Below are 19465 nucleotides of genomic sequence, written 5' to 3'. Positions count from 1 at the left end.
TATTACTTCTTTTTAGTGCTATTATTCTTCTTTTTCTCATTAATCCACAGTTTGCCTTCAGCTGTCTTGCGAGTTTCATTGCCGTAGTCATCCGCTGCTTTCACTTCTATTTCGGCACCTGGTGCCTTCACATTTGAAGTGGCAGTATAGTAGCCGACATAATGGCCTGGGGAAGTTTCCATCATTGGAAGCTCAGTAGCGTTATTTAGCTGTCCACCAGCATTTGTTAAAGGCATTCTGATGGCAAACGTCGCTTTTAACCCTGGCTCGCTATCAAATTCGATTTTTACCGATTCGCCTTTTTTAAGTTCCTTGTCTTCTGCAGGAAGAAGATGTTCTATGGCTGGAGCGGTGTATTTTGCATTGACCGTGATTGTTTTTTCTTCGATGTTCTTTGCTTTATCCTGTGCTGTTACCGTAATGGTGTTTTCACCTTCATCCAGCAGGATGCGAAGAGAGTATTCACCATCTGTAATCTTTGCCGCCTGGCCGTTTACTTTAACCCAATCAAGGTTATCGTCTGAAACGGTTCCCTTAACAGTGACTGTTTCTTTGTTTGTTTTGGATTTATCTGCAGGACTTGTTATTTCCAATTCCGGCTTTGTTTTGTCATATATTACTTTTACAGGTTCAGAGGCATCAGTAGATCCTGACTCAGTAGATGCCTTCGCAGTAAGAGTATTTTCCCCTTCAGAAAGTGAAACTTCACTTGAGAATGTACCTTCTTCACCTGTTTCTGCAGATGCGGCTTCCTCACCATTATTAAATATTTTTACAGTAGTTGTAGGGGCTGAAGTACCTTCAACTGTTATCTTCCCTTGGTTTGTGAAGGTTCCCTCAGCTGGAGAAGTGATGACTGGTGCAGTTACTTCATAGTTCACTGTGGCACGGATCATATAGTTTCCTTCATCCTCAGGAGAAGGAGACCATGCTCCCCCTACAAGCTGCCAGCTGCGTCCTGCATTTTCTCCATCCTCATCTGTACCAAGACCAGGAGCATTAGGATTCGGTGCTGATTGGATGTATACCAGATAGAAGTCACCATTTGTAACAATTCCTTCGTCACTAAGATCTACATGTGTCCATTCACCGTTTCTTAAGGCTGTTGCTTCAAATGGACCTGCCAGCTTTTTGCCAGGTGCTCCATCTGGTCCGCTTGCATCGTATACTTCCACTTTGAAGTCTGTTCCGCCCGGAGTCGGCCAGCTGGTATCCCAGAAGCGGAATAAACCGCCAGTAACCATTGCGCTGTCATGGCCGGATGCAAGGGACATCTTAACTGCCCAGCCATTGCCGGCATCGTAGAATGCACGTGCATTTTCTGCTGTACCATCATCATATCCGATTTCACCCGGGTATCCGATAAATGGCTTTAGCTCAATATTTTGCTCTAAAGAAGAGCCGCCTTCGATCGTGATGCTCTGCTCCTTGCTGTAGTAGGAAGGTGCCATAGCTTTTAAAGTGTATGTGCCTTCATAGGCTGTGATTGTATATTCACCGTTTTCATTTGTTGTTACTGGTTGTACTGCTGCATCTTCTATTAAAAGAAGCGTAGTATTTGCAACAGGCTCTCCAGTAGCTTCATTTGTCACAACACCTGTGACTGTCCCTTTTGGTATTTCCTCAAGGACGAAATTTGCAGTTGCTTCTCCATCCTGCGGGATATTTACGCTTTGTGTTTGAGAATGGTAACCGTAAGCTTCTGCCATTACCGTAAACTCGCCTGAAGCATGTGTCATTTCAAACGAACCATTTTGTGGATTAGTAAATACGGACCTGCCTGATTCCAGTACACTTACTTCGGCAGTAAGCGGAAGCAGCACAGGCGCAGGCTGCTGCTGTTTATCATCATCTTTTACAGGAGCCCCCTTTTTAGGTACAATGCTATCCGGATTTACCTTTTCTTTCTTTAGTTCTGCAGATGGTTTATCTTTGCTGATGCCAAGCTGAGCTTTACCTGCTGGTTCAACTGGAGTATCAGATAATTGGACATCATCGATATACCAGCCTTGCTTCTGAACAGATCCATCGGTAGTCACATTGAATGCTACATAAATTCTCTGTCCTGCATAAGCACTTAAATCTACTTCCGCATTAACCCAGTCTGTTGTATTGCCGTTAACGCGAAGAACCTGTTCCCAGTTTTCCATATCAGTTGAAACAAATACATGGCCGTAATCATAACGGTTTTCAAGCTCGTGCCATTGCTTGAACTGAAGGTAGGCATTGCCTTCCGGCAGGTCAATAGGAGGCATCTGCAGATTCATGTTTGCTCTATTGGCATAGGTGCCGTCCAGATTTGTAGCATATACTTTCTCTCCCGAAGCAGCACTGCCAGGACCTGTTGTTGGGACACCCCACTCCCAGCTGTTTTCCGGTCCATATGAAGTCCAGCCGGCTGGCTGTGATTCAAAATCCTGAGAATAGCCAATGCTGATTCCAGGTCTGACCGCTACTTCATATGAATCAGTTTCAGTTAAGTTTCCGCCAAAATCATTTACTTTCCATTTGTAAGTAACAGAAGGTTCTGCGATGTCTTCACCAGGAATAATCGCCTGGTAAGTACCATCTTTGTAGTTCCCGGCAATCCTTTCAGCCTCAATGGCTGCCCAGCTGCCGTCTGCTTTTAAGTATTCAAGATCAACTCTTGTGACACTTACATTATCGGATGCAGTCAATTCCAGTGCCAGATCCATTCCTGCATAGGTTTCCTGAGGTCCATCATGATTGGCTTCTGGAGCTTCAGAGTCTTCTCCTTCTTTTGCTACTTGGCCTTTAATTTTTCCAAGGCCGGTCAGTACGGAAGAAACCGCATCGAAGGCATTGACTAGCCCATATCCAAAACCATTATTTGGTGTCTCAGGATAAGTACCATTTGTCAAAGGAGTAGAGGTAGTCAGTAAAATTTCCTCCATCTCTTCAACAGTCAGACTAGAGTCAACCTGGCGGAGCAGCGCAGCAACCGCAGAAACATGAGGCCCAGCCATGGAAGTTCCGTTCCAGCCCCCTTCATATCCGCTTCCAGGAACGGATGAGCGAATGTTGACCCCAGGTGCTGAAACATCAGGCTTAATTTCATCGTATGGTGATGGTCCCAGCAATGAGAAGCTGCCTAAACCATTATTAATATCTGTCGCACCAGTTGCGAATGATTCTGGGTAGTTAGCTGGTGTAGCAACAGAACCAGGTCCGCCTGGATTAAATATTGTTGTGTTTCCGGCAGAGAACTCTGGGAAAATTTCAGCTGCCCGCCATGCCTGCACCATTGGACGATACCACTCATCCAGCCCAGGTCCGCCGCCCCATGAATTGTTGACAACATCCGGGGCTTTCTCAGGATGAGGGTTTCCTTCAGCATCCTTTGGAGCTAAGATCCATTCACCGGCTTCAAGTAGGTCTACGTCAGTTCCGCCGTTTGCAGTAAAGGCTTTTACCGCAATCCACTTCGCACCAGGTGCAACCCCGATCTGATTGGCTCCATTTGGCTCGGAACCAACCATTGTTCCAGTTACGTGGGTCCCATGTCCCTGATCATCATATGGTGCTGTCTGGCCTGCAGTGGCATCAAACCAGCTGAATTCATGTGTTGGAGAATCGGGTTGTGCAGGGGTAAAGCCCCGGTATTTTTCTTTTAACGCCGGGTGGTTCCACTGAACACCTGTATCAATGGATGCAACGACAGTACCCGATCCGTCGATTCCCATTTCCCATACAGCAGGAGCGCCGACACGGTCAATATTCCACTCAATTGAACTGGTTTCTGCTTGTGTTTTGAGAGCTTTTTCGGCTTCCTTTACTGGCTTATGAAGCTGTCTTGTTTCGTTTGGAAGGATTTTGTCTACTTCAGGGAACACCGCGATTTGTTCCATAACGTCCTTTGTAGCTGTTACTGCAATGGCATTGACGATGTAGAAGGATTGAACATCTTTTGCCTTGCCGTCTTTTTCCTGCTTTTGAAGGAAATCTGTGACATGGCCTTGAGTTTCAATAGCTGTAGATCTTAGTGAGGATAGGACTGCAGAGCGTTTCATGTACTTGGATTTAGAGGCTGTCAGTTTTTGGGATGCAGCCGCTTTTTCAGCTTTCTTGGCTGCTGCTGAAGTATCAGCTTGTTCTTTAAACTTTATCAGGAATGTTACTTTATCTTCTTGATCAAATTGTTTCAGCAATGAGCTGTTTATTTTGCTTTTTGCTGTCTGAGGTGCAGCTTTCTTAACTGAGGTATGCGGAGAGCTCTTACTTTCGGCTGATCCCATGCCTGGGAACATCAGCGGCAAAATCAGAAAAGCTGTCAGCATCACATAAAGAATGCGATTCAATGATTTTCTTTTTCTTTTCAAAAAATTCCCTCCTTGTTTTGTTTAATTCCTTAAAAAGTGGTTTCTGGCAGAATGAACTCAATCACCTCCTAAGGGTATTTTCCAAAAATGGAAAACCCTTCCGTTAACAAGAACTTTAGCTGAAGAATGAGTTGGAGATTGTCGAAAAATGAAGTTTGTTGCTGTGGAATGAATAAAATAGCTAGAAGGTTTTAGAGCATTCATAAGGTTACAGTCTTAAAGAATCAACTTAACCTGGTTATATCTAGATGAAAAGAATCATTTTTACACAGAAAGATTGGAATAGTAATAATTTTTGGAAAAAATAAGAAAAAGGAGGGAGGCAGTATTTTCCCAGAATGATAAAATGATTAAAAAGAGGGGGAGCCTTAAAAGATCGCCTTCCATCAATACAATAGGAAAATAGGAAATAAATTATCTGAAAATGGGCATTTTGAAGTGTAACTTTCTCTGTATTTACTTGTAAATTGCAGCTGGAAGAATGGTTACAGTGAAAATGACTCTTTCTTCGAAAATTGTCTAAATTAATACGATGGAATCAGAGAATTTAGAAAAAATAGGAAAAATGAACATAATTTGGATTTTGGTTTACCTGAAAGTTGATTTGAATATTTTACATACCTATGGGAGAAGTGTTTCTTTTCTATTTTTCATTCGTCTAATAATACGCGAGGGGGCGCCGCAATGGAGAGATTATCGGCAGAAGCATTTGAAGATATTTACAGCGAATACAGCGATCGAATTTATGGATACATATTTCTTCTCGTGAATGATAAGGAAGTCGCCGAAGATCTGACACAGGACACCTTTATAAAAGCTTATAAATATATGAGTCAATTTAATGGGGAGTCCCAGATCTTTACATGGCTTGTCCGAATATCAAGAAATGTAGCCATTGATTATCTGCGCAAAAAAAACAGATTCAAATTTTTCTCAATTGAAAAATTCCAGCTCCAATCAGATGAAGAGACTCCAACCGAGATTATGATTAAGGGTGAAAAAGTTACACTCTTATATGAAGCAATCCGCCATTTGAAATTAAGTTATCAAGAAGTGCTGATTTTAAGAAAAATAAAGGAGTTTTCCATCAAGGAAACGGCCGAAATCTTGAATTGGAATGAAAACAAAGTAAAAATCACCACTTCCAGGGCACTCGCAGCTCTAAAAAAAGAATTGCAGAAAAGGGGGGAAATCCATGAAGAACTCATTCGGATTCGATAATTCTTTTCGTGAATTGGATCGTATTCCGCGATCGCAAAAGCAAAAGCAGGATAGCCTGCAAAAAATATGGAGTGGCATAGAGGATAGGCCTAAAAGAAAGAAAGATATTTTTCCGCGATTTTTATCTGCTGCAGCTGTAATGGCTGCTTGTATCATGTTCGCTTTCATTATTTTTTCTGAGGATTCAATGACAAGAGGCAGCAGCAGTGCAGATATGCTTGGGAATAGTTTTATCAGTCAAACAGCTATTGCTCTATCAGAAACTGAGAATTCCTTCTCTGCTGAAGGAAAGTATTCTGCTGAAACTGCGACTGTAAAAGATGAAAAGTGGGAAAACACCGCAAGAAATGCCATAAATTCGGCAATGCCTGCAGAGGCCGTCATCGACTCCAAACCATTATATGATATCCAATTTATTTTTAAAGGCAAAGATCCTGTAAAGGTGAAAGTCTGGAACGAGCATGGTGAGGTATATTTCAAGTCAATGGACAGTGAGATAATGTACGCAGTTCCTTCTGAAGAAGGTGCCATATTCATTGAGTATTTGGAAGCCATTGCGCAAAGTATTCAAAAAACTCCTTAATTCAGACTCCTTTTTAGGGGTCTTTTTTTTATTAGGCGTAAAGTCCATAAAATTTACATAATACAAGAATTTTTTCAAAATAATGTTTTATCCCCAAATAACAGGGTAGTACTATCTTAGTTGATAATTATTTTATTTGCTGGCCGGTATTTTTCCTTTGCGCAGGGGTTAGGCATAAGCTTAAAGCTTAAAATTAAATATTATTTAGGGGGAGCATCATGAAAAAGGGATTAATCTTTATCATTTCCGCCATCCTGCTTATTGGTACCTTGGCAGGCTGTTCGGGTGAGGAAAGTGTTCAGGCAGAAAAAACGAAGGATGGAAAAGTCATTGTTGATTTTTGGAGCTTCTGGGGTTCAGAAACGAGGCGTCCAATCATAGAAAAAATCATAGAGGATTTTAACAATTCACAGGATGAGGTTTTTGTAAAGCATACATATTTGCCCTGGGGAGATATTTGGACAAAGAACCTGGCATCCGTTGCAGCGGGAAACCCGGCAGATGTTATTATAAACGATATTAATTCAGTCGCCCAGCGAGCTGAAAATGCACAATCCGAAGATCTGAGCAAGTACATCGATGAATCCTTTAAAGATCAATTTTATCCTCATTTATGGGAAACTGTGATGTACGAGGACAAACCCTATGCAGTTCCATTCAATACTGATACAAGATTGCTATTTTACAATAAAGATGCTTTTAAAGAAGCTGGACTTGATCCTGAAAAGCCGCCAGCAACATGGGCGGAGCTGGAGGAGTACGCCGCAAAGCTTGATAAAAAGGATGGAGACCTCTATGAGAGAGTTGGCTTTTATCCTCTATGGGGAAGCATTGGTGCTGCTAGCTGGATGACAAGCGCTGACGGCGGAAAAGGATTCATTCAAGATGGAGAACTTTATATCAATACACCTAAAAAGCAGGAAGCTCTTCAATGGCTGCTGGGATGGAAAGAACGTCTTGGTGAGAAGACAGTTCAATCTTTTGAAGCTGAATTTGGCAGTGAGCAGTCAAATCCATTCATTGCAGGCAAAGTGGCAATGTGGGTTGATATCGGCACGTTTTACACACAGATTCGTGACTACGGAGAGGATATGAACTTTGGGGTAGCCCCAATTCCTGCATATGAAAAAGGTTCGGGGAATTGGAGCGATGGCGGCGGTTTCGTAGCTGAAATACCGAAAGGAGCCAAACATCCTGAGGAAGCTATGAAATTTATCAAGTATTTAACTGGCCCCGAGGCACAAAAATACTGGGCAATGAAAAACTATGATAATGTCGCAAATAAAGAAGCTGCAGAAGCAGTTGTTAAAGAGCTAAAGGGCGACGATAAGTACGTATATGAAGCTTCGGTGAAGAACCTGGATCAAACGCAATTGTTTCCGGTTCCAGTAAGGTATCCTGATTACCAGAACCGCATAAATCCGCATATAGACAATGTGCTTCTAGGAAAAACAAAGCCAGAAAAAGCGCTGGCAAACGCAGAGGAAGATGTTAAAAAACTAAAGAGAAAATAGAACAAAGAGAGAAGGATACATCCTTCTCTCTTTAAAAATAATTAAAAGAAGGTGTATGGGTTGAAATCATATGATACAACGATTGCGCGCCGGGGAGCGGATCTTGCGGACAAGAAAGTAAAGACATCACGCAGACGGATGTCCCGCCAAACAAGAGAAAATATCTTTGGCTATCTATTTATCAGCCCGTGGATAATCGGATTTCTGGGACTGACACTTGGTCCTCTTTTATTTTCCTTATTTGCAAGTTTTACAGATTATAATATTACTTCAAGAATGAATTTTATCGGCCTTGATAATTTTAAACGCATGTTTACAATTGATGATCTTTTTAAAACGTCTTTATGGAATACTCTTTATTATGTTTTATTCTCTGTCCCGCTGACTACTGCAGGGGCGATTTTTCTGTCGGTTCTTTTAAATCAGAAGGTAAGAGGCATGAAATTTTTCCGCACACTTTATTATCTGCCTGCTATCCTTTCAGGTGTTGCGGTTTACTTTTTGTGGATGCAGCTGCTAAGTCCTTCGACAGGACTGGTAAATACGTTCCTTGCATGGATGGGGATTGAAGGGCCAGCCTGGCTGTTTGATCCGGAATGGACGAAACCAGCTTTGCTTTTGATGAAAATGTGGAGCGTCGGAGGAGGGATGCTGCTTTACCTTGCAAGTCTGCAGGGAGTTTCAGCTTCTCTGTATGAAGCAGCGGATCTGGATGGGGCAGGTGTTATGCAGAAATTCTTTTATATCACCCTGCCAATGATTTCACCAATCATTTTCTTCGATGTGCTGACTAGTACCATTGGTTCCTTCCAGATCTTTCAAGAAGCATATGTCATGACAGAAAACGGAAGCGGAGGACCAGGAAACTCACTCCTATTCTACAATCTGCATATGTGGAATAATGCGTTTGAAGTGTTTGACATGGGTTATGCATCTGCAATGGCCTGGCTTCTGTTCATTGTCGTAATGGTACTGACAATCATTAATATGAAACTCGGCAAAAAATGGGTTCATTATGAGGGGGGAGATAATAAATGAGGACTGCTGCAGCACCGAAGTTTTACGAGACAAAAAAATTCAAAGATAAATTAAAGCAGACGATTATTTTTATCGTGTTATTAGCAGGAAGTGTACTGGTATTATCTCCGCTGTGGTGGATGATTTCGACATCATTGAAATCTCCTGCTGAGATTGCCCAATATCCGCCTACCTTTATGCCAAAAGAATTCCATTTTTCCAATTATGTTGAAGCCTGGAAAACAGCGCCGTTTACACGCTGGGCAATGAATACGTTTTTTATTGCCTTTTGCGGAATGGCTGGAAGTGTTCTTGTCAATTCGCTCGTTGCTTATGCATTTGCGAAAATCCGTTTTAAAGGAAGAAATGCTTTGTTTATAGTTGTGTTATCAACCATGCTGATTCCGGGGTTTGTTACGATGGTGCCTCAGTACATTCTATTTTCGAAGCTTGGCTGGGTAAATACGTACCTGCCGCTGATTGTTCCAGCTTTTTTGGGGAGTGCCTTTTTCATCTTCCTTTTGCGCCAGTTTATGATGACCATTCCTAATGAACTGATAGAGGCAGCAGTACTTGATGGTGCGAATCATCTGCAAATCTGGTGGCATATCATGCTTCCGCTGACAAAGCCAGCTCTTATTACAGTGGCCATTTTTTCATTTAATGGGGCATGGAATGATCTTCTCGGACCATTATTGTATATAAATGATGAAAGTCTGTACACACTGCAAATCGGGCTTCAGACCTTCAAGGGAACAGTGCAGACACAATGGCATTACCTGATGGCCATGTCAGTCATGGTTCTCCTGCCAGTTGTTCTGCTATTCTTCTTCTTCCAGAAGCACTTTATAGAAGGTTCAAATATCGCATCAGGCACGAAGGGATAACAAAACCGGCTAAGCATCTGCTTAGCCGGTTTTATAACTCTAGCTCCAGGCTTATGCTTATGGTTTTCAACGATAAGCATAAGCCTGGAGCTTTCTTATTGAATAGGACAATAGGTTCTCCATTCACCGCTAACACATACTTTATGGCGTGGTACATAACAGTCAATGATTACCGAATCTGGATTAAGTCCGCTTTTTTTAAGCTGGGAAGACACTGAAACTTCAGGCTCAGTATTTGCGGATGAGCAAGGGTATCCGCCGCGCCATTCATATTTTGTGCAGTAGTAGCATAACTCGCCTGCTGCTGTGATTTTATCGGAGAAGTCAGCATTGCTTTTCACTGCTCCCTCAATCAGCTGTGTTTTTTTCTTTTCAACCTCGAGCAAATATTCAGTAAAGGTGCTGTCTTTTGAGATATCTATTTTGGTTTCTGCATCAGTCTTAAGGTCTTTTACATAAAAAGCCTGATCCTCAATAAGCCTGCTGTAATCGACAAGCCGGACTTTTAATCCGTTTCCGCCGGACTCATATGAAAACGATAGAAGTGAAGAGAAATTTACAAGGGCCTCTTTATCTAAGAAAACATTTTTTTCTTTGTATTCAATTTCATATTGAACTGTCCAGCCATATTGTTTTCCTTTTTCATCAACAAGAGCTTTTGGCTTGGCGGCTGCATCTTTTAAAATGGAGGATTTATATTCCTTAAACTCATCAGCCTTCAATACGGCTTTCATGAAATCTTTCTCAGTCAAATCAGCAGAACGGCTTTTGGGCTCTGCAGAAACATTGCCTGAGAAGACTAGTAAAATAGTCAATAACAAGAAAATATACCTTTTCATCACATACCTCCTAAAAGTATTGTCCAATATAAGATTAACCCATATTTCCAAAATTAGGAATGGTGCGAAATGATTATATTTATCTAGCCTGAATAAAAAACAGCCTTATGGTAAAAGACCGTAAGGCTGTTTAATCAATCAATATTATAGAAGCTTTTTGTATTATCATATAGCTTCATAAGAGCGCTGCTGAAAGCTATTTCTTTTAGTTCAGCAAGGACACTGATGGAATGGGCCATCATTGCTGGATGGGTAGGCTTGTTTATAAAAGGGCCTTCGAATTCCCATGGACCATCTGTTTCTGCCATCATTTTTTCCAGCGGGTAATCCCGTACAAGATCCTGTATTTCTTTTTCGTACACAATATCTGGAGTAAAGGAGATGTAATAGCCATTGGCAATCAGCCTGCTTACGGCTGCGGTGTCACCTTTAAACCAGTGAAAATGAGCTTTTTTAATCGAATGCTTTTCCAATAAATTGCACACAATCGGTGCATCATCATAAATTGCATGGAGGGCAATGGGCTTATCCCACCTTTTAGCGAGCTTAATGAATTCTTCGAGAAGCTCAATATATCCGCCAAGCTGCTTGCTCCCATCAGACCTTAAATAGTATGGAAGGCCAACCTCGCCAACAGCAGCCATATGCTCTATGTGAATCTTTATCCAGCTGAAAAGCTCTGAAATATCATGATCACTGGGCAGAACCTGTTCAGGGTGAAAACCAAAGGCAGGTTTAACAAAGGGATAAATTTCTGCAAGAGCAAGATTTCTTTTGCAGGATGCTAAATCGCTTGAAACTGTAACAAGTGAAAGCTGAAACGGCAGCTCATGAAACATTTTCTCTAATTCAATATTGCTGTACTTATCAAGATGAATATGGGCATCAATATACTTATCCATGCTGTTGCCTCCTAATGATTTTTCAGCGCATGATGGATGTTTCTTTTGCAGGCAAGGAAATTTTCATTGAGAAAAAGTTCCTCCATTCTTGGCCTGGTAAATGGTACCTTATATTCTTTAATTACTTTAGCAGGCTTGCTGCTCAGTACTAAAATTCGATCAGAGAGGTAAATGGCTTCTTCGATATTGTGGGTTACAAACAGAATTGTCGGCTTATGCTCATTCCAAATATCGAGAAGCCATTTTTGCATATCATGGCGGGTAAGCTCATCTAAAGCTGAAAAAGGTTCATCCAGCAATATGATTGGCTGCGGGCTTAATAGTGCCCGGATAAAGGCAGCCCTTTGCTTCATCCCCCCTGATAACTCATGGGGATATGCCTTTTCATAGTCGCCGAGACCAGCTTTTTGAAGCATTTTTCTGGCCGTTTCGGAATCGGTTTTCCCCATAATCTCCTGGCCAAGCAGAACGTTTTGGAGAATGGTTCTCCATGGCATTAGGGAAGGTGTCTGAGGCATATAGCTTATTGAACCGGGTTTGCCGTTGATCTTCACATTCCCAAGCGTTATAGAGCCTTCGTCAGGCAGGAGCATCCCGCCAATCAGGTTGAAAATGGTGCTCTTTCCGCTCCCTGAAGGACCTAAAATCGAAACAAACTCCCCTTCATTTACATGAAAACTCAAATTGTCTAAAACCTGATTTGAATCAAAACTTTTGGTTAAATGATTAACTGATAATTGTATCATTTCCTGCCACTCTCCCGTGCCTTCCATTTAATAAGCAAACGTTCAGCCAGTAATATTCCTCCAAAAAACAACAAGCTTAACAGCATAATCGCAAAAATGGCAACAAAAACACGGTCTGTCCGAAATGAAGAAGAGGCCAAAGTCATATAAACACCTATTCCTGCTTTAGCCCCGAGCCATTCGGATATTACAGCACCCATCACACTATAGGTTGCGGAGATTTTTAGCCCTGAAAATAAAGAGGGAAGGGAATAGGGAAGCTCCAGCTTCCAAAACAGCTGTCCTTTGCTGGCCCCTGCCATCAGCATATAATGCCTAAGTTCTCCGGGGGTTTGGCGAAAGCCGTCCAATGCAGCAACAGTGATGGGGAAGAAGCAAACCAGCGTGATGACAATCAGCTTTGGCAGTATCCCGAAACCAAACCATACAACCAGCAAAGGAGCCAGAACAATTATAGGCACATTCTGTGAAAGTATGAGGAGAGGGTAAACCGACTCCCTTATAAAAGGCAATAAGTGCAGGATAACAGCTGTGAGTAATCCTATGACGGTGCCAATGATAAATCCCAATAGGGAAAGCATGACTGTCGATTGAAGATGAAGGTGGAAGCCCTCCCAGCCCGAAATCGCTTCAAGAACGATATCGGTCGGCGGAGGCAGAAGCCATGCAGGAACTTCTGCCAGATTTACTGCCAATTCCCAAATAATGAATAAAAGGAGGAGAACCGCAGCCGGCCTCCATCCTTTTCTGAACACATTTATCATGGACGGTATTTCTCCGTTAAATCACTCATTTCAATTCCGTCCGGCTGATATAGAATCTTTACCTGTGAGATCACATTGCTGCTTCCTTTTTCAATCATTTTTCTATTCATATCAGCTATGATTTTCAATAAATGCTCTAAATCGCCTTCCATCGTTGTCTCGAGGGGATGAACTTCGTACTTAACACCGGATTGCTGAATGACACTAATTGCTTCATCAACGTAAGGTATAACATTTTCCCCATCTTTTGTTTTCGGTATGATCTGAATGCTTACAAGTGCGTTTGCCATATTTGAACTCTCCTTATTCCGGCAGGAAGTCATTTGTAAAAGCTTTGCCGGCATCTAATTCTTTATCTAAAAGACCATTTTCATGCATCCAGTCTGCATAGTTTTCCCAGACCGCAAGCTTTTGTTCACCCCATCTTGAAGCATCATCCTGATAGCGGGGGGAAAGCCATTCCTGGCTCTTTTTGACCAATTCGCTGTCCAGGTCCGGAGCGTTCTTTAACAAAATATCTGCTGCTTCGCCAGGCTGCTCGATTGCAAATTCATAACCTTTGGCTGCTGCTTTTACAAATGCTTTGACAGTATCCGGATCATCTGCAATCATTTTTTCGCTGGTTGCGAGAACGGGCGTGTAGTAATCCAGTTTTTCTGAGTAGTCAGTAAGGTAGACCATATTAATCTTTTCGCCACGAAGTTCTGCTTCTACACCTGTCCATCCGTAATAAATCCATGCGAAGTCTATATCTCTTTTAACAGCTGTAAAAAAGTCAGCATCCCCCATGTTAACGATTGAAACCTTATCAACATCGGCGTTTTCCTTCTTCATTAGGGAGTCTATTACCGATTTTTCTACAGGAGCTCCCCAGCCGCCATAAGTTTTTCCTTCAAAGTCTTTCGGCGATTTAATGTTTTTTTCAGCAGGGGATGCAAAACCGGAAGTATTATGCTGTATTACAGCTGCTATCGATACAAGGGGAACCCCCTGTACCCGTGCTTCCGTGATGCTTTCCTGATAGCTGACACCGAAATCAGCCTTGCCTGATGCAGTCAATTGATCTGCACCTGCTTCACCTGGCATCATAATTTCGACATCTAGTCCTTCTTCTTTAAAATATCCTTTGTCCTTTGCGGCATATAAGCCGGTATGATTGGTATTGGGTGTCCAATCCAATACAACAGTAACTTTTTTCAAATCTTGTTTGCTGTCTGCATCTTTGCTTCCAGTCTGATTATCCGTTCCATTACCGGCACAGCCTGAAAGAAGCAGCAGTGAACAGATAGCTGCAATCCACTTTTTCATAAGTAATCCTCCTAAAAACCTTTATGTAATAAGGAAAGTTAATGATAGTCTGCCCTGAAAAATAAAAACGCCCCGGTATAAACCAGGGCGCATATAAAAACATTTAGTATGTTTAAGAATATGTTCCCTACGCTGGTATGAGCCAGATCAGGTTCAAAGGGTCAGCATCTTAATGATGAAGTCTCAACCGGCTTACCGGTTCCCCTACATTTCTTGCTATTTAATTTTGACAGGCATTAATACTTTCCATCATTATTATAGCAAATAATATCAAAATGGACAGAAAAATAATTATTTCATCTCAATGGTCCTGCTCTCTTTCCAGATTTTGAATTTTTCAAGTTCCCCTGTAATTTGGCTAACGGCAAAACCAAGGACTGCTGCATCATCTAAGATTCCCATTCCTATTAAAAAGTCAGGAACAAGGTCTATAGGGGAAACAAAGTATAGGATGGAAGCAATAATAAAGATAATCGACTTTTTTGAAATATGCCGGTAATCGCCTTTAGACCATGCTTTTACTAAATCGATCAGAAGCTGAAACTTTTCCCATATATCACTTAATGAAGATTTGTTTTTATCTGCTTTAAGTGTAGCCTTTCTTAGCAGTCCTTTTGTTTTTTCAGGATCGTCCGCATAACGTTTGGCCCTGGAAGAAAATTTTTTATAGCCGTCCTTATAATCTTTCGTTTCTATTTCAGGCATAGCTATCACTCCTATATTTGATAATTCGCATAAACAGTTATAATCTAGTATTTACCGCATACCTGACATGACATAAACATTTGAGTGGGAGAAATAAATGGAAATCAAATTTAACCTGTAACAAAACCTTATTGGGAGCTGATATCTATGCTTGAGAAATGGCTGAAGGAATCAAATTATACAGTAATATTAACTGGAGCAGGAATGTCGACGGAAAGCGGACTGCCTGATTTCAGGTCTGCCAATAATGGATTATGGAATGGGAAAGATCCTGGAAAAATAGCCAGTACAGAAGCATTAAATGAAAATGTGAACGAGTTTATAGAATTTTATCGGCACAGGGTAATCGGGCTTAAGGAGTGCACTCCCCATCAAGGGCACTATATTCTTGCAGATTGGGAAAAGAGAGATATTATTAAGAGCATTATCACCCAGAATGTGGATGGATTTCATGGACTGGCGGGAAGTAAAAAAATATCAGAGCTCCATGGGAATTTGCAGAAACTCCATTGCCAGAAATGTAAAAAAGAGTTCCCGAGCGAGGGGTATTTGCATGGACAATTCCAATGCAGTTGCGGGGGTGTGCTCCGTCCTTCAGTAGTTTTGTTTGGGGAAATGCTTCCTGAGGAGGCTTTAGATTTCGCAGCAGATGAAACTGAAAAGGCAGAACTTTTTATTGTTCTGGGATCATCCTTGACTGTAACACCTGCAAATCAGTTTCCGCTGATAGCCAAACAAAACGGAGCAAAACTAGTGATTATTAATATGGAGCCTACGGATTTCGACATTTATGCTGATGAAGTGATCCATGATCGCAAAATTGGTGAAGTGCTGGATGAACTTGATAGAGCCTTTAAATAGTCAAAAAACGTGACTTCATGAAAATTGCTCTCATGCTATGATTTTTTTAATCAATCCACTATAATGGACAATGAACATGATTACTACTGCCTCAAGCGATATGATATATAAGGAGTGTTCAGCATGTTATCCAACATCGGTATTCCAGGTTTAATTCTCATCCTGGTTCTGGCTCTGATTATTTTTGGCCCTAAGAAACTTCCTGAAATAGGGAGAGCGTTCGGGGAGACCTTAAAAGAATTTAAGAAATCTACCCGTGAACTCACAAAAGATGATGACGATGATAAAAGGAAATAACCTATTCAATAGGTTTAGAACCGGCTTTGCAGACAAATTAGTCTCGAAGCCGGTTTTTTTTATTTTCTGGCTTCCGAAGCGATTGAATGGGTATAGAAAAGAGGGGAAAGAAAAAATGGTTGACTAACATGTATATACAAGATAGAATGAAAGCGTAAACAGTTCATGTATATACAAGTTGATTTGTAATTTGGATATATTTGTAAGTGTCGAGAACAATAAATAAGAACCTTATAACTGTTTTTTTCTTTTGTATGAAAACGGTAACAGGAGGAGAGCGAAGAATGGCTACAAATAAAGAGTCAGCAGAGAAAATTGTAGGAGCTATCGGGGGCAAGGATAATATCGCAGCTGCTACTCATTGTGTTACACGGCTGCGTTTTGCGTTAAAAGATGAAGGGAAAGTCAATAAAGAAAAACTCGAAAATATAGATATTGTGAAAGGTTCTTTTTCCACAAATGGACAATTCCAGGTAGTTATTGGACAAGGCCTCGTTGATAAAGTGTATAAAGAAATGACAGAAGCAACAGGAGTTGGCGAATCGTCAAAAGAAGAAACAAAAAATGCTGCTGCTGAAAACTTAAATCCATTGCAGCGCGGCATTAAAACACTTGCAGATATTTTTATTCCAATCCTCCCAGCTATCGTAACAGCTGGTTTGCTGATGGGGATCAACAATATTATGACCGCACCGGATATTTTCTTCGATGATAAGTCTTTTGTTGAAGTTTATACCAACTGGGCTGATCTGGCTGGCATCATTAACCTGATTGCCAATACAGCTTTCGTATTCCTTCCCGGTTTGATTGGATGGAGTGCTGTTAACCGGTTTGGCGGAAGTCCTCTTCTTGGTATTGTGCTGGGTTTAATGCTAGTGCACCCGGATCTATTAAATGCATGGGGCTATGGTTCAGCAGAAGAAGTTCCGAAGTGGAATTTATTCGGTCTTGAAATTGAAAAGGTAGGTTACCAGGGGCAGGTATTGCCTGTATTATTTGCTTCATACGTATTGGCTAAGATAGAAGTATTTCTGCGAAATAGAATTCCTGATGCTTTTCAGCTTCTGACTGTCGCACCGATCGCTTTACTGATCACTGGATTTCTTTCTTTTATTGCCATTGGACCAATTACATTTACGATCGGCAGCTGGATTACAAATGGGGTTGTCGGAATCTTTGATGCTGTTCCTGCCCTTGGAGGCCTGATATACGGAGGATTGTATGCCCCTCTCGTTATCACTGGTATGCATCATACGTTCCTGGCAGTTGATCTGCAGTTAATCGGCAGCATTGGCGGCACGTTTTTATGGCCGATGGTTGCATTGTCCAATATTGCACAGGGTTCCGCCGCTTTTGCCATGATGCTGTTAAGCAAAGGGAACGAAAAGCTGAAAGGGCTTGCGCTTACTTCGTCAGTATCAGCGTGGCTTGGCGTAACCGAACCGGCTATGTTCGGGGTGAATCTTCGCTTTAAGTACCCGTTCTTTGCAGCGATTATTGGGTCAGCAATTGCAGGAATCTTCATTACTATTAATGGAGTTAAGGCACCGTCAATAGGTGTCGGAGGCTTGCCGGCATTCTTCTCCATCTTTGCGGAAAACTGGGGTGCTTTCTTTATCGGAATGGGTATTGCACTTGTCGTACCGTTTGTATTGACTTTAGCTTTCTCGAAATTTAAAAAAGCAGAATAGAAAGATTGATGCCATGGGGTTTTATGATTCCATGGTATCGCCATTTTATGAGACTTGCACAAAAATGTAAATATCGGAGGTCACCGTATGAAGAAGCAATGGTGGAAAGAAAGTGTAGTTTACCAAATATACCCGCGGAGCTTCATGGATAGCAATGGAGATGGAATAGGAGATTTGCAGGGAATCATCTCCAGGCTGGATTATTTGAAAGAGCTTGGAATTGATGTGGTCTGGCTTTCACCGGTTTATAAATCGCCAAATGATGATAATGGCTATGATATCAGCGATTATCAGGATATTATGAGTGAGTTAGGAACAATGGAAGATTGGGAAGAACTTCTCGGAGAGATGCATAAGAGAGAGATTAAACTCATTATGGACCTGGTGGTAAACCATAGTTCTGACGAACATATCTGGTTTGCAGAGTCCAGAAAATCCAAAGACAATCCATACAGGGATTATTATATATGGCGCGAAGGAAGGAATAGAAAAGAGCCGAATAACTGGGGAAGCAATTTCGGCGGATCCGCCTGGGAGCTTGATGATAAAACAGGAGAATATTATTTGCATCTGTTTTCAAAGAAACAGCCAGATTTAAATTGGGATAATCCGGAACTAAGAAATGAAATATACAACATGATGACATGGTGGCTCGAAAAAGGCATTGATGGATTCAGAATGGATGTAGTCAACTTTATCTCCAAAGTGGAGGGACTTCCTAATGATGAACCGAAGCCTGGGAAGAAATATGCTTCAGGAAGCAAGTATTATCGAAACGGCCCAAGAATTCATGAATACCTGCGGGAGATGAATGAAAAGGCCTTATCGAAGTATGATGTTATGACTGTTGGCGAAATGCCCGGTGTGACTCCTGAGTGGGCCAGGCAATATACAGGGGAATCACGCAATGAATTAAATATGGTCTTTCAATTTGAACATGTTAGCCTGGATAACGGGCCAAATGGCAAATGGGATCTTAAGTCCCTTGATCTGTATGACTTAAAAACAAATTTGACAAAATGGCAAAATGAGCTGGATGAAGTTGGCTGGAACAGTCTTTACTTTAATAATCATGACCAGCCCCGCTCTGTTTCAAGATTCGGGAATGAAGGAGAGCATAGGGAAAAGTCGGCTAAGATGCTCGCAACATTGCTTCATATGATGAAGGGAACTCCTTATGTTTATCAGGGTGAAGAAATTGGAATGACGAATGTCCGTTTCTCAAGCATTGAAGAATACAGAGATATAGAAACACTTAATTTCTATAAAGATGCTCTTAACGATGGCTGGACAGAGGATAAGGCCCTTGAAAGCATCTATGCAAAAGGGCGTGACAACGCCCGGACACCGATGCAATGGGATTCATCAGAGCACGGAGGATTTACAGCTGGAACCCCATGGATAAAAGTAAATCCTAACTATAATGACATTAATGTGGAAAAGGCCATGAAAGATCCTGACTCTGTTTTTCATTACTATAAAAAGCTTATTGAACTTAGGAAGAAAAATGAAATTATTGTTTACGGCAAGTATAACCTGATACTTGATCATCATCCCGAAGTGTACACTTATACAAGAACATTGGGCAATCAGATCCTTCTTGTCTTGTGCAACTTCTATGGAGGGAACCCTGAAGTCGAACTCCCTGCAAACATCCAGAAAAAGAAATTTGAAACGCTGATTGGGAATTATCAAGATATACAAGTAAGCGGAACAATTAAGCTGCGCCCCTATGAAGCTCAGGTCCTTCTTTTTAACAGCTAAAAGATGGAATGTTGATGAGTACGCTG

17 protein-coding genes and 1 riboswitch are annotated in these 19465 nt (G+C 41.5%); of the genes, 9 read left to right on the top strand and 8 right to left on the bottom strand.

From position 1 onward, the window contains the following. Window positions 1-2: 2 nt before the first annotated feature. Entirely contained in the window at window positions 3-4298 is a 4296-nt protein-coding gene (locus QUF73_09795) for a S8 family serine peptidase (GenBank protein ID MDM5226509.1), read from the bottom strand. Window positions 4299-5024: 726 nt separating this feature from the next. Between QUF73_09795 and QUF73_09790 the strand changes: the two genes are divergently transcribed. The 5 genes from QUF73_09790 to QUF73_09770 all read left to right on the top strand — a co-directional run bounded on the left by QUF73_09790 (window position 5025) and on the right by QUF73_09770 (window position 9562). After that, the gene (locus QUF73_09790) at window positions 5025-5561 is read left to right on the top strand and encodes a sigma-70 family RNA polymerase sigma factor (GenBank protein MDM5226508.1); all 537 of its coding nucleotides are present in this window, start codon (window positions 5025-5027) and stop codon (window positions 5559-5561) included. Beyond that, window positions 5536-6144: a hypothetical protein gene (locus tag QUF73_09785; GenBank protein ID MDM5226507.1), complete on the top strand. Its 609-nt coding sequence runs from the start codon at window positions 5536-5538 to the stop codon at window positions 6142-6144. The genes QUF73_09790 and QUF73_09785 overlap by 26 nt, the downstream gene beginning before the upstream one ends. 218 nt (window positions 6145-6362) lie before the next feature. Then, window positions 6363-7658 carry an ABC transporter substrate-binding protein gene (locus QUF73_09780; protein ID MDM5226506.1) on the top strand — a complete coding sequence of 432 codons (1296 nt, stop codon included), beginning with the start codon at window positions 6363-6365 and terminating at the stop codon, window positions 7656-7658. Window positions 7659-7718: 60 nt separating this feature from the next. Beyond that, window positions 7719-8696: a sugar ABC transporter permease gene (locus QUF73_09775; GenBank protein MDM5226505.1), complete on the top strand. Its 978-nt coding sequence runs from the start codon at window positions 7719-7721 to the stop codon at window positions 8694-8696. Then, window positions 8693-9562 (top strand): carbohydrate ABC transporter permease, encoded by an 870-nt coding sequence (locus QUF73_09770; protein MDM5226504.1) that lies wholly within the window; start codon window positions 8693-8695, stop codon window positions 9560-9562. Before QUF73_09775 ends, QUF73_09770 begins: the two co-directional genes overlap by 4 nt. A gap of 95 nt (window positions 9563-9657) precedes the next feature. Here the strand turns inward: QUF73_09770 and QUF73_09765 are convergent, their stop codons facing one another. From QUF73_09765 to QUF73_09735, 7 genes are all read right to left on the bottom strand, one after another. Continuing rightward, window positions 9658-10401, bottom strand: a complete 744-nt coding sequence (locus QUF73_09765; protein ID MDM5226503.1) for a hypothetical protein — start codon at window positions 10399-10401, stop codon at window positions 9658-9660. Window positions 10402-10535: 134 nt separating this feature from the next. Next, window positions 10536-11303 (bottom strand): TatD family hydrolase, encoded by a 768-nt coding sequence (locus QUF73_09760; protein ID MDM5226502.1) that lies wholly within the window; start codon window positions 11301-11303, stop codon window positions 10536-10538. 11 nt (window positions 11304-11314) lie between these two features. After that, window positions 11315-12049, bottom strand: coding sequence for an ABC transporter ATP-binding protein (locus QUF73_09755; GenBank protein ID MDM5226501.1), 735 nt, complete (start codon window positions 12047-12049; stop codon window positions 11315-11317). Continuing rightward, window positions 12046-12813 (bottom strand): ABC transporter permease, encoded by a 768-nt coding sequence (locus QUF73_09750; GenBank protein ID MDM5226500.1) that lies wholly within the window; start codon window positions 12811-12813, stop codon window positions 12046-12048. The genes QUF73_09755 and QUF73_09750 overlap by 4 nt, the downstream gene beginning before the upstream one ends. Beyond that, window positions 12810-13103, bottom strand: coding sequence for a thiamine-binding protein (locus QUF73_09745; protein ID MDM5226499.1), 294 nt, complete (start codon window positions 13101-13103; stop codon window positions 12810-12812). Before QUF73_09745 ends, QUF73_09750 begins: the two co-directional genes overlap by 4 nt. A gap of 13 nt (window positions 13104-13116) precedes the next feature. Next, window positions 13117-14121, bottom strand: coding sequence for an ABC transporter substrate-binding protein (locus QUF73_09740; GenBank protein ID MDM5226498.1), 1005 nt, complete (start codon window positions 14119-14121; stop codon window positions 13117-13119). 107 nt (window positions 14122-14228) lie between these two features. After that, window positions 14229-14337: riboswitch (TPP riboswitch) on the bottom strand. 75 nt (window positions 14338-14412) lie between these two features. Continuing rightward, complete coding sequence (locus QUF73_09735; protein ID MDM5226497.1) at window positions 14413-14826, bottom strand: YkvA family protein; 414 nt, start codon at window positions 14824-14826, stop codon at window positions 14413-14415. 147 nt (window positions 14827-14973) lie between these two features. On the opposite strand from QUF73_09735, the gene QUF73_09730 reads away from it, so the two are divergent. The 4 genes from QUF73_09730 (at window position 14974) to QUF73_09715 (ending at window position 19439) form a co-directional block, all read left to right on the top strand. After that, on the top strand, window positions 14974-15687 hold the full coding sequence (locus QUF73_09730; protein MDM5226496.1) for an NAD-dependent deacylase: 714 nt from the start codon (window positions 14974-14976) through the stop codon (window positions 15685-15687). A 123-nt stretch (window positions 15688-15810) separates the two neighbouring features. Next, the gene (tatA, locus tag QUF73_09725) at window positions 15811-15984 is read left to right on the top strand and encodes a twin-arginine translocase TatA/TatE family subunit (protein MDM5226495.1); all 174 of its coding nucleotides are present in this window, start codon (window positions 15811-15813) and stop codon (window positions 15982-15984) included. Window positions 15985-16268: 284 nt separating this feature from the next. Next, window positions 16269-17675: a PTS system trehalose-specific EIIBC component gene (gene treP, locus QUF73_09720; protein MDM5226494.1), complete on the top strand. Its 1407-nt coding sequence runs from the start codon at window positions 16269-16271 to the stop codon at window positions 17673-17675. Window positions 17676-17762: 87 nt separating this feature from the next. Beyond that, window positions 17763-19439 carry an alpha-glucosidase gene (locus tag QUF73_09715; protein ID MDM5226493.1) on the top strand — a complete coding sequence of 559 codons (1677 nt, stop codon included), beginning with the start codon at window positions 17763-17765 and terminating at the stop codon, window positions 19437-19439. Window positions 19440-19465: the final 26 nt, after the last annotated feature.

Origin of the sequence: Cytobacillus sp. NJ13 (assembly GCA_030348385.1) — a bacterium.
GTDB lineage: Bacteria > Bacillota > Bacilli > Bacillales > Cytobacillaceae > Cytobacillus.
The sequence above is the reverse complement of the archived record's forward strand: the minus strand, read 5'-3'. Positions and strand labels throughout refer to the sequence as shown.

Bases quoted from the DNA above. Each gene is read 5' to 3' on its own strand.
- treP (MDM5226494.1), top strand. From the start codon at position 16,269: ATGGCTACAAATAAAGAGTCAGCAGAGAAAATTGTAGGAGCTATCGGG.
- QUF73_09715 (MDM5226493.1), top strand. From the start codon at position 17,763: ATGAAGAAGCAATGGTGGAAAGAAAGTGTAGTTTACCAAATATACCCG.
- QUF73_09740 (MDM5226498.1), bottom strand. From the start codon at position 14,121: ATGAAAAAGTGGATTGCAGCTATCTGTTCACTGCTGCTTCTTTCAGGC.
- QUF73_09745 (MDM5226499.1), bottom strand. From the start codon at position 13,103: ATGGCAAACGCACTTGTAAGCATTCAGATCATACCGAAAACAAAAGAT.
- QUF73_09790 (MDM5226508.1), top strand. From the start codon at position 5,025: ATGGAGAGATTATCGGCAGAAGCATTTGAAGATATTTACAGCGAATAC.
- QUF73_09780 (MDM5226506.1), top strand. From the start codon at position 6,363: ATGAAAAAGGGATTAATCTTTATCATTTCCGCCATCCTGCTTATTGGT.
- QUF73_09760 (MDM5226502.1), bottom strand. From the start codon at position 11,303: ATGGATAAGTATATTGATGCCCATATTCATCTTGATAAGTACAGCAAT.
- QUF73_09755 (MDM5226501.1), bottom strand. From the start codon at position 12,049: ATGATACAATTATCAGTTAATCATTTAACCAAAAGTTTTGATTCAAAT.
- QUF73_09735 (MDM5226497.1), bottom strand. From the start codon at position 14,826: ATGCCTGAAATAGAAACGAAAGATTATAAGGACGGCTATAAAAAATTT.
- QUF73_09785 (MDM5226507.1), top strand. From the start codon at position 5,536: ATGAAGAACTCATTCGGATTCGATAATTCTTTTCGTGAATTGGATCGT.
- QUF73_09765 (MDM5226503.1), bottom strand. From the start codon at position 10,401: ATGAAAAGGTATATTTTCTTGTTATTGACTATTTTACTAGTCTTCTCA.
- tatA (MDM5226495.1), top strand. From the start codon at position 15,811: ATGTTATCCAACATCGGTATTCCAGGTTTAATTCTCATCCTGGTTCTG.
- QUF73_09795 (MDM5226509.1), bottom strand. From the start codon at position 4,298: ATGCTGACAGCTTTTCTGATTTTGCCGCTGATGTTCCCAGGCATGGGA.
- QUF73_09730 (MDM5226496.1), top strand. From the start codon at position 14,974: ATGCTTGAGAAATGGCTGAAGGAATCAAATTATACAGTAATATTAACT.
- QUF73_09770 (MDM5226504.1), top strand. From the start codon at position 8,693: ATGAGGACTGCTGCAGCACCGAAGTTTTACGAGACAAAAAAATTCAAA.
- QUF73_09750 (MDM5226500.1), bottom strand. From the start codon at position 12,813: ATGATAAATGTGTTCAGAAAAGGATGGAGGCCGGCTGCGGTTCTCCTC.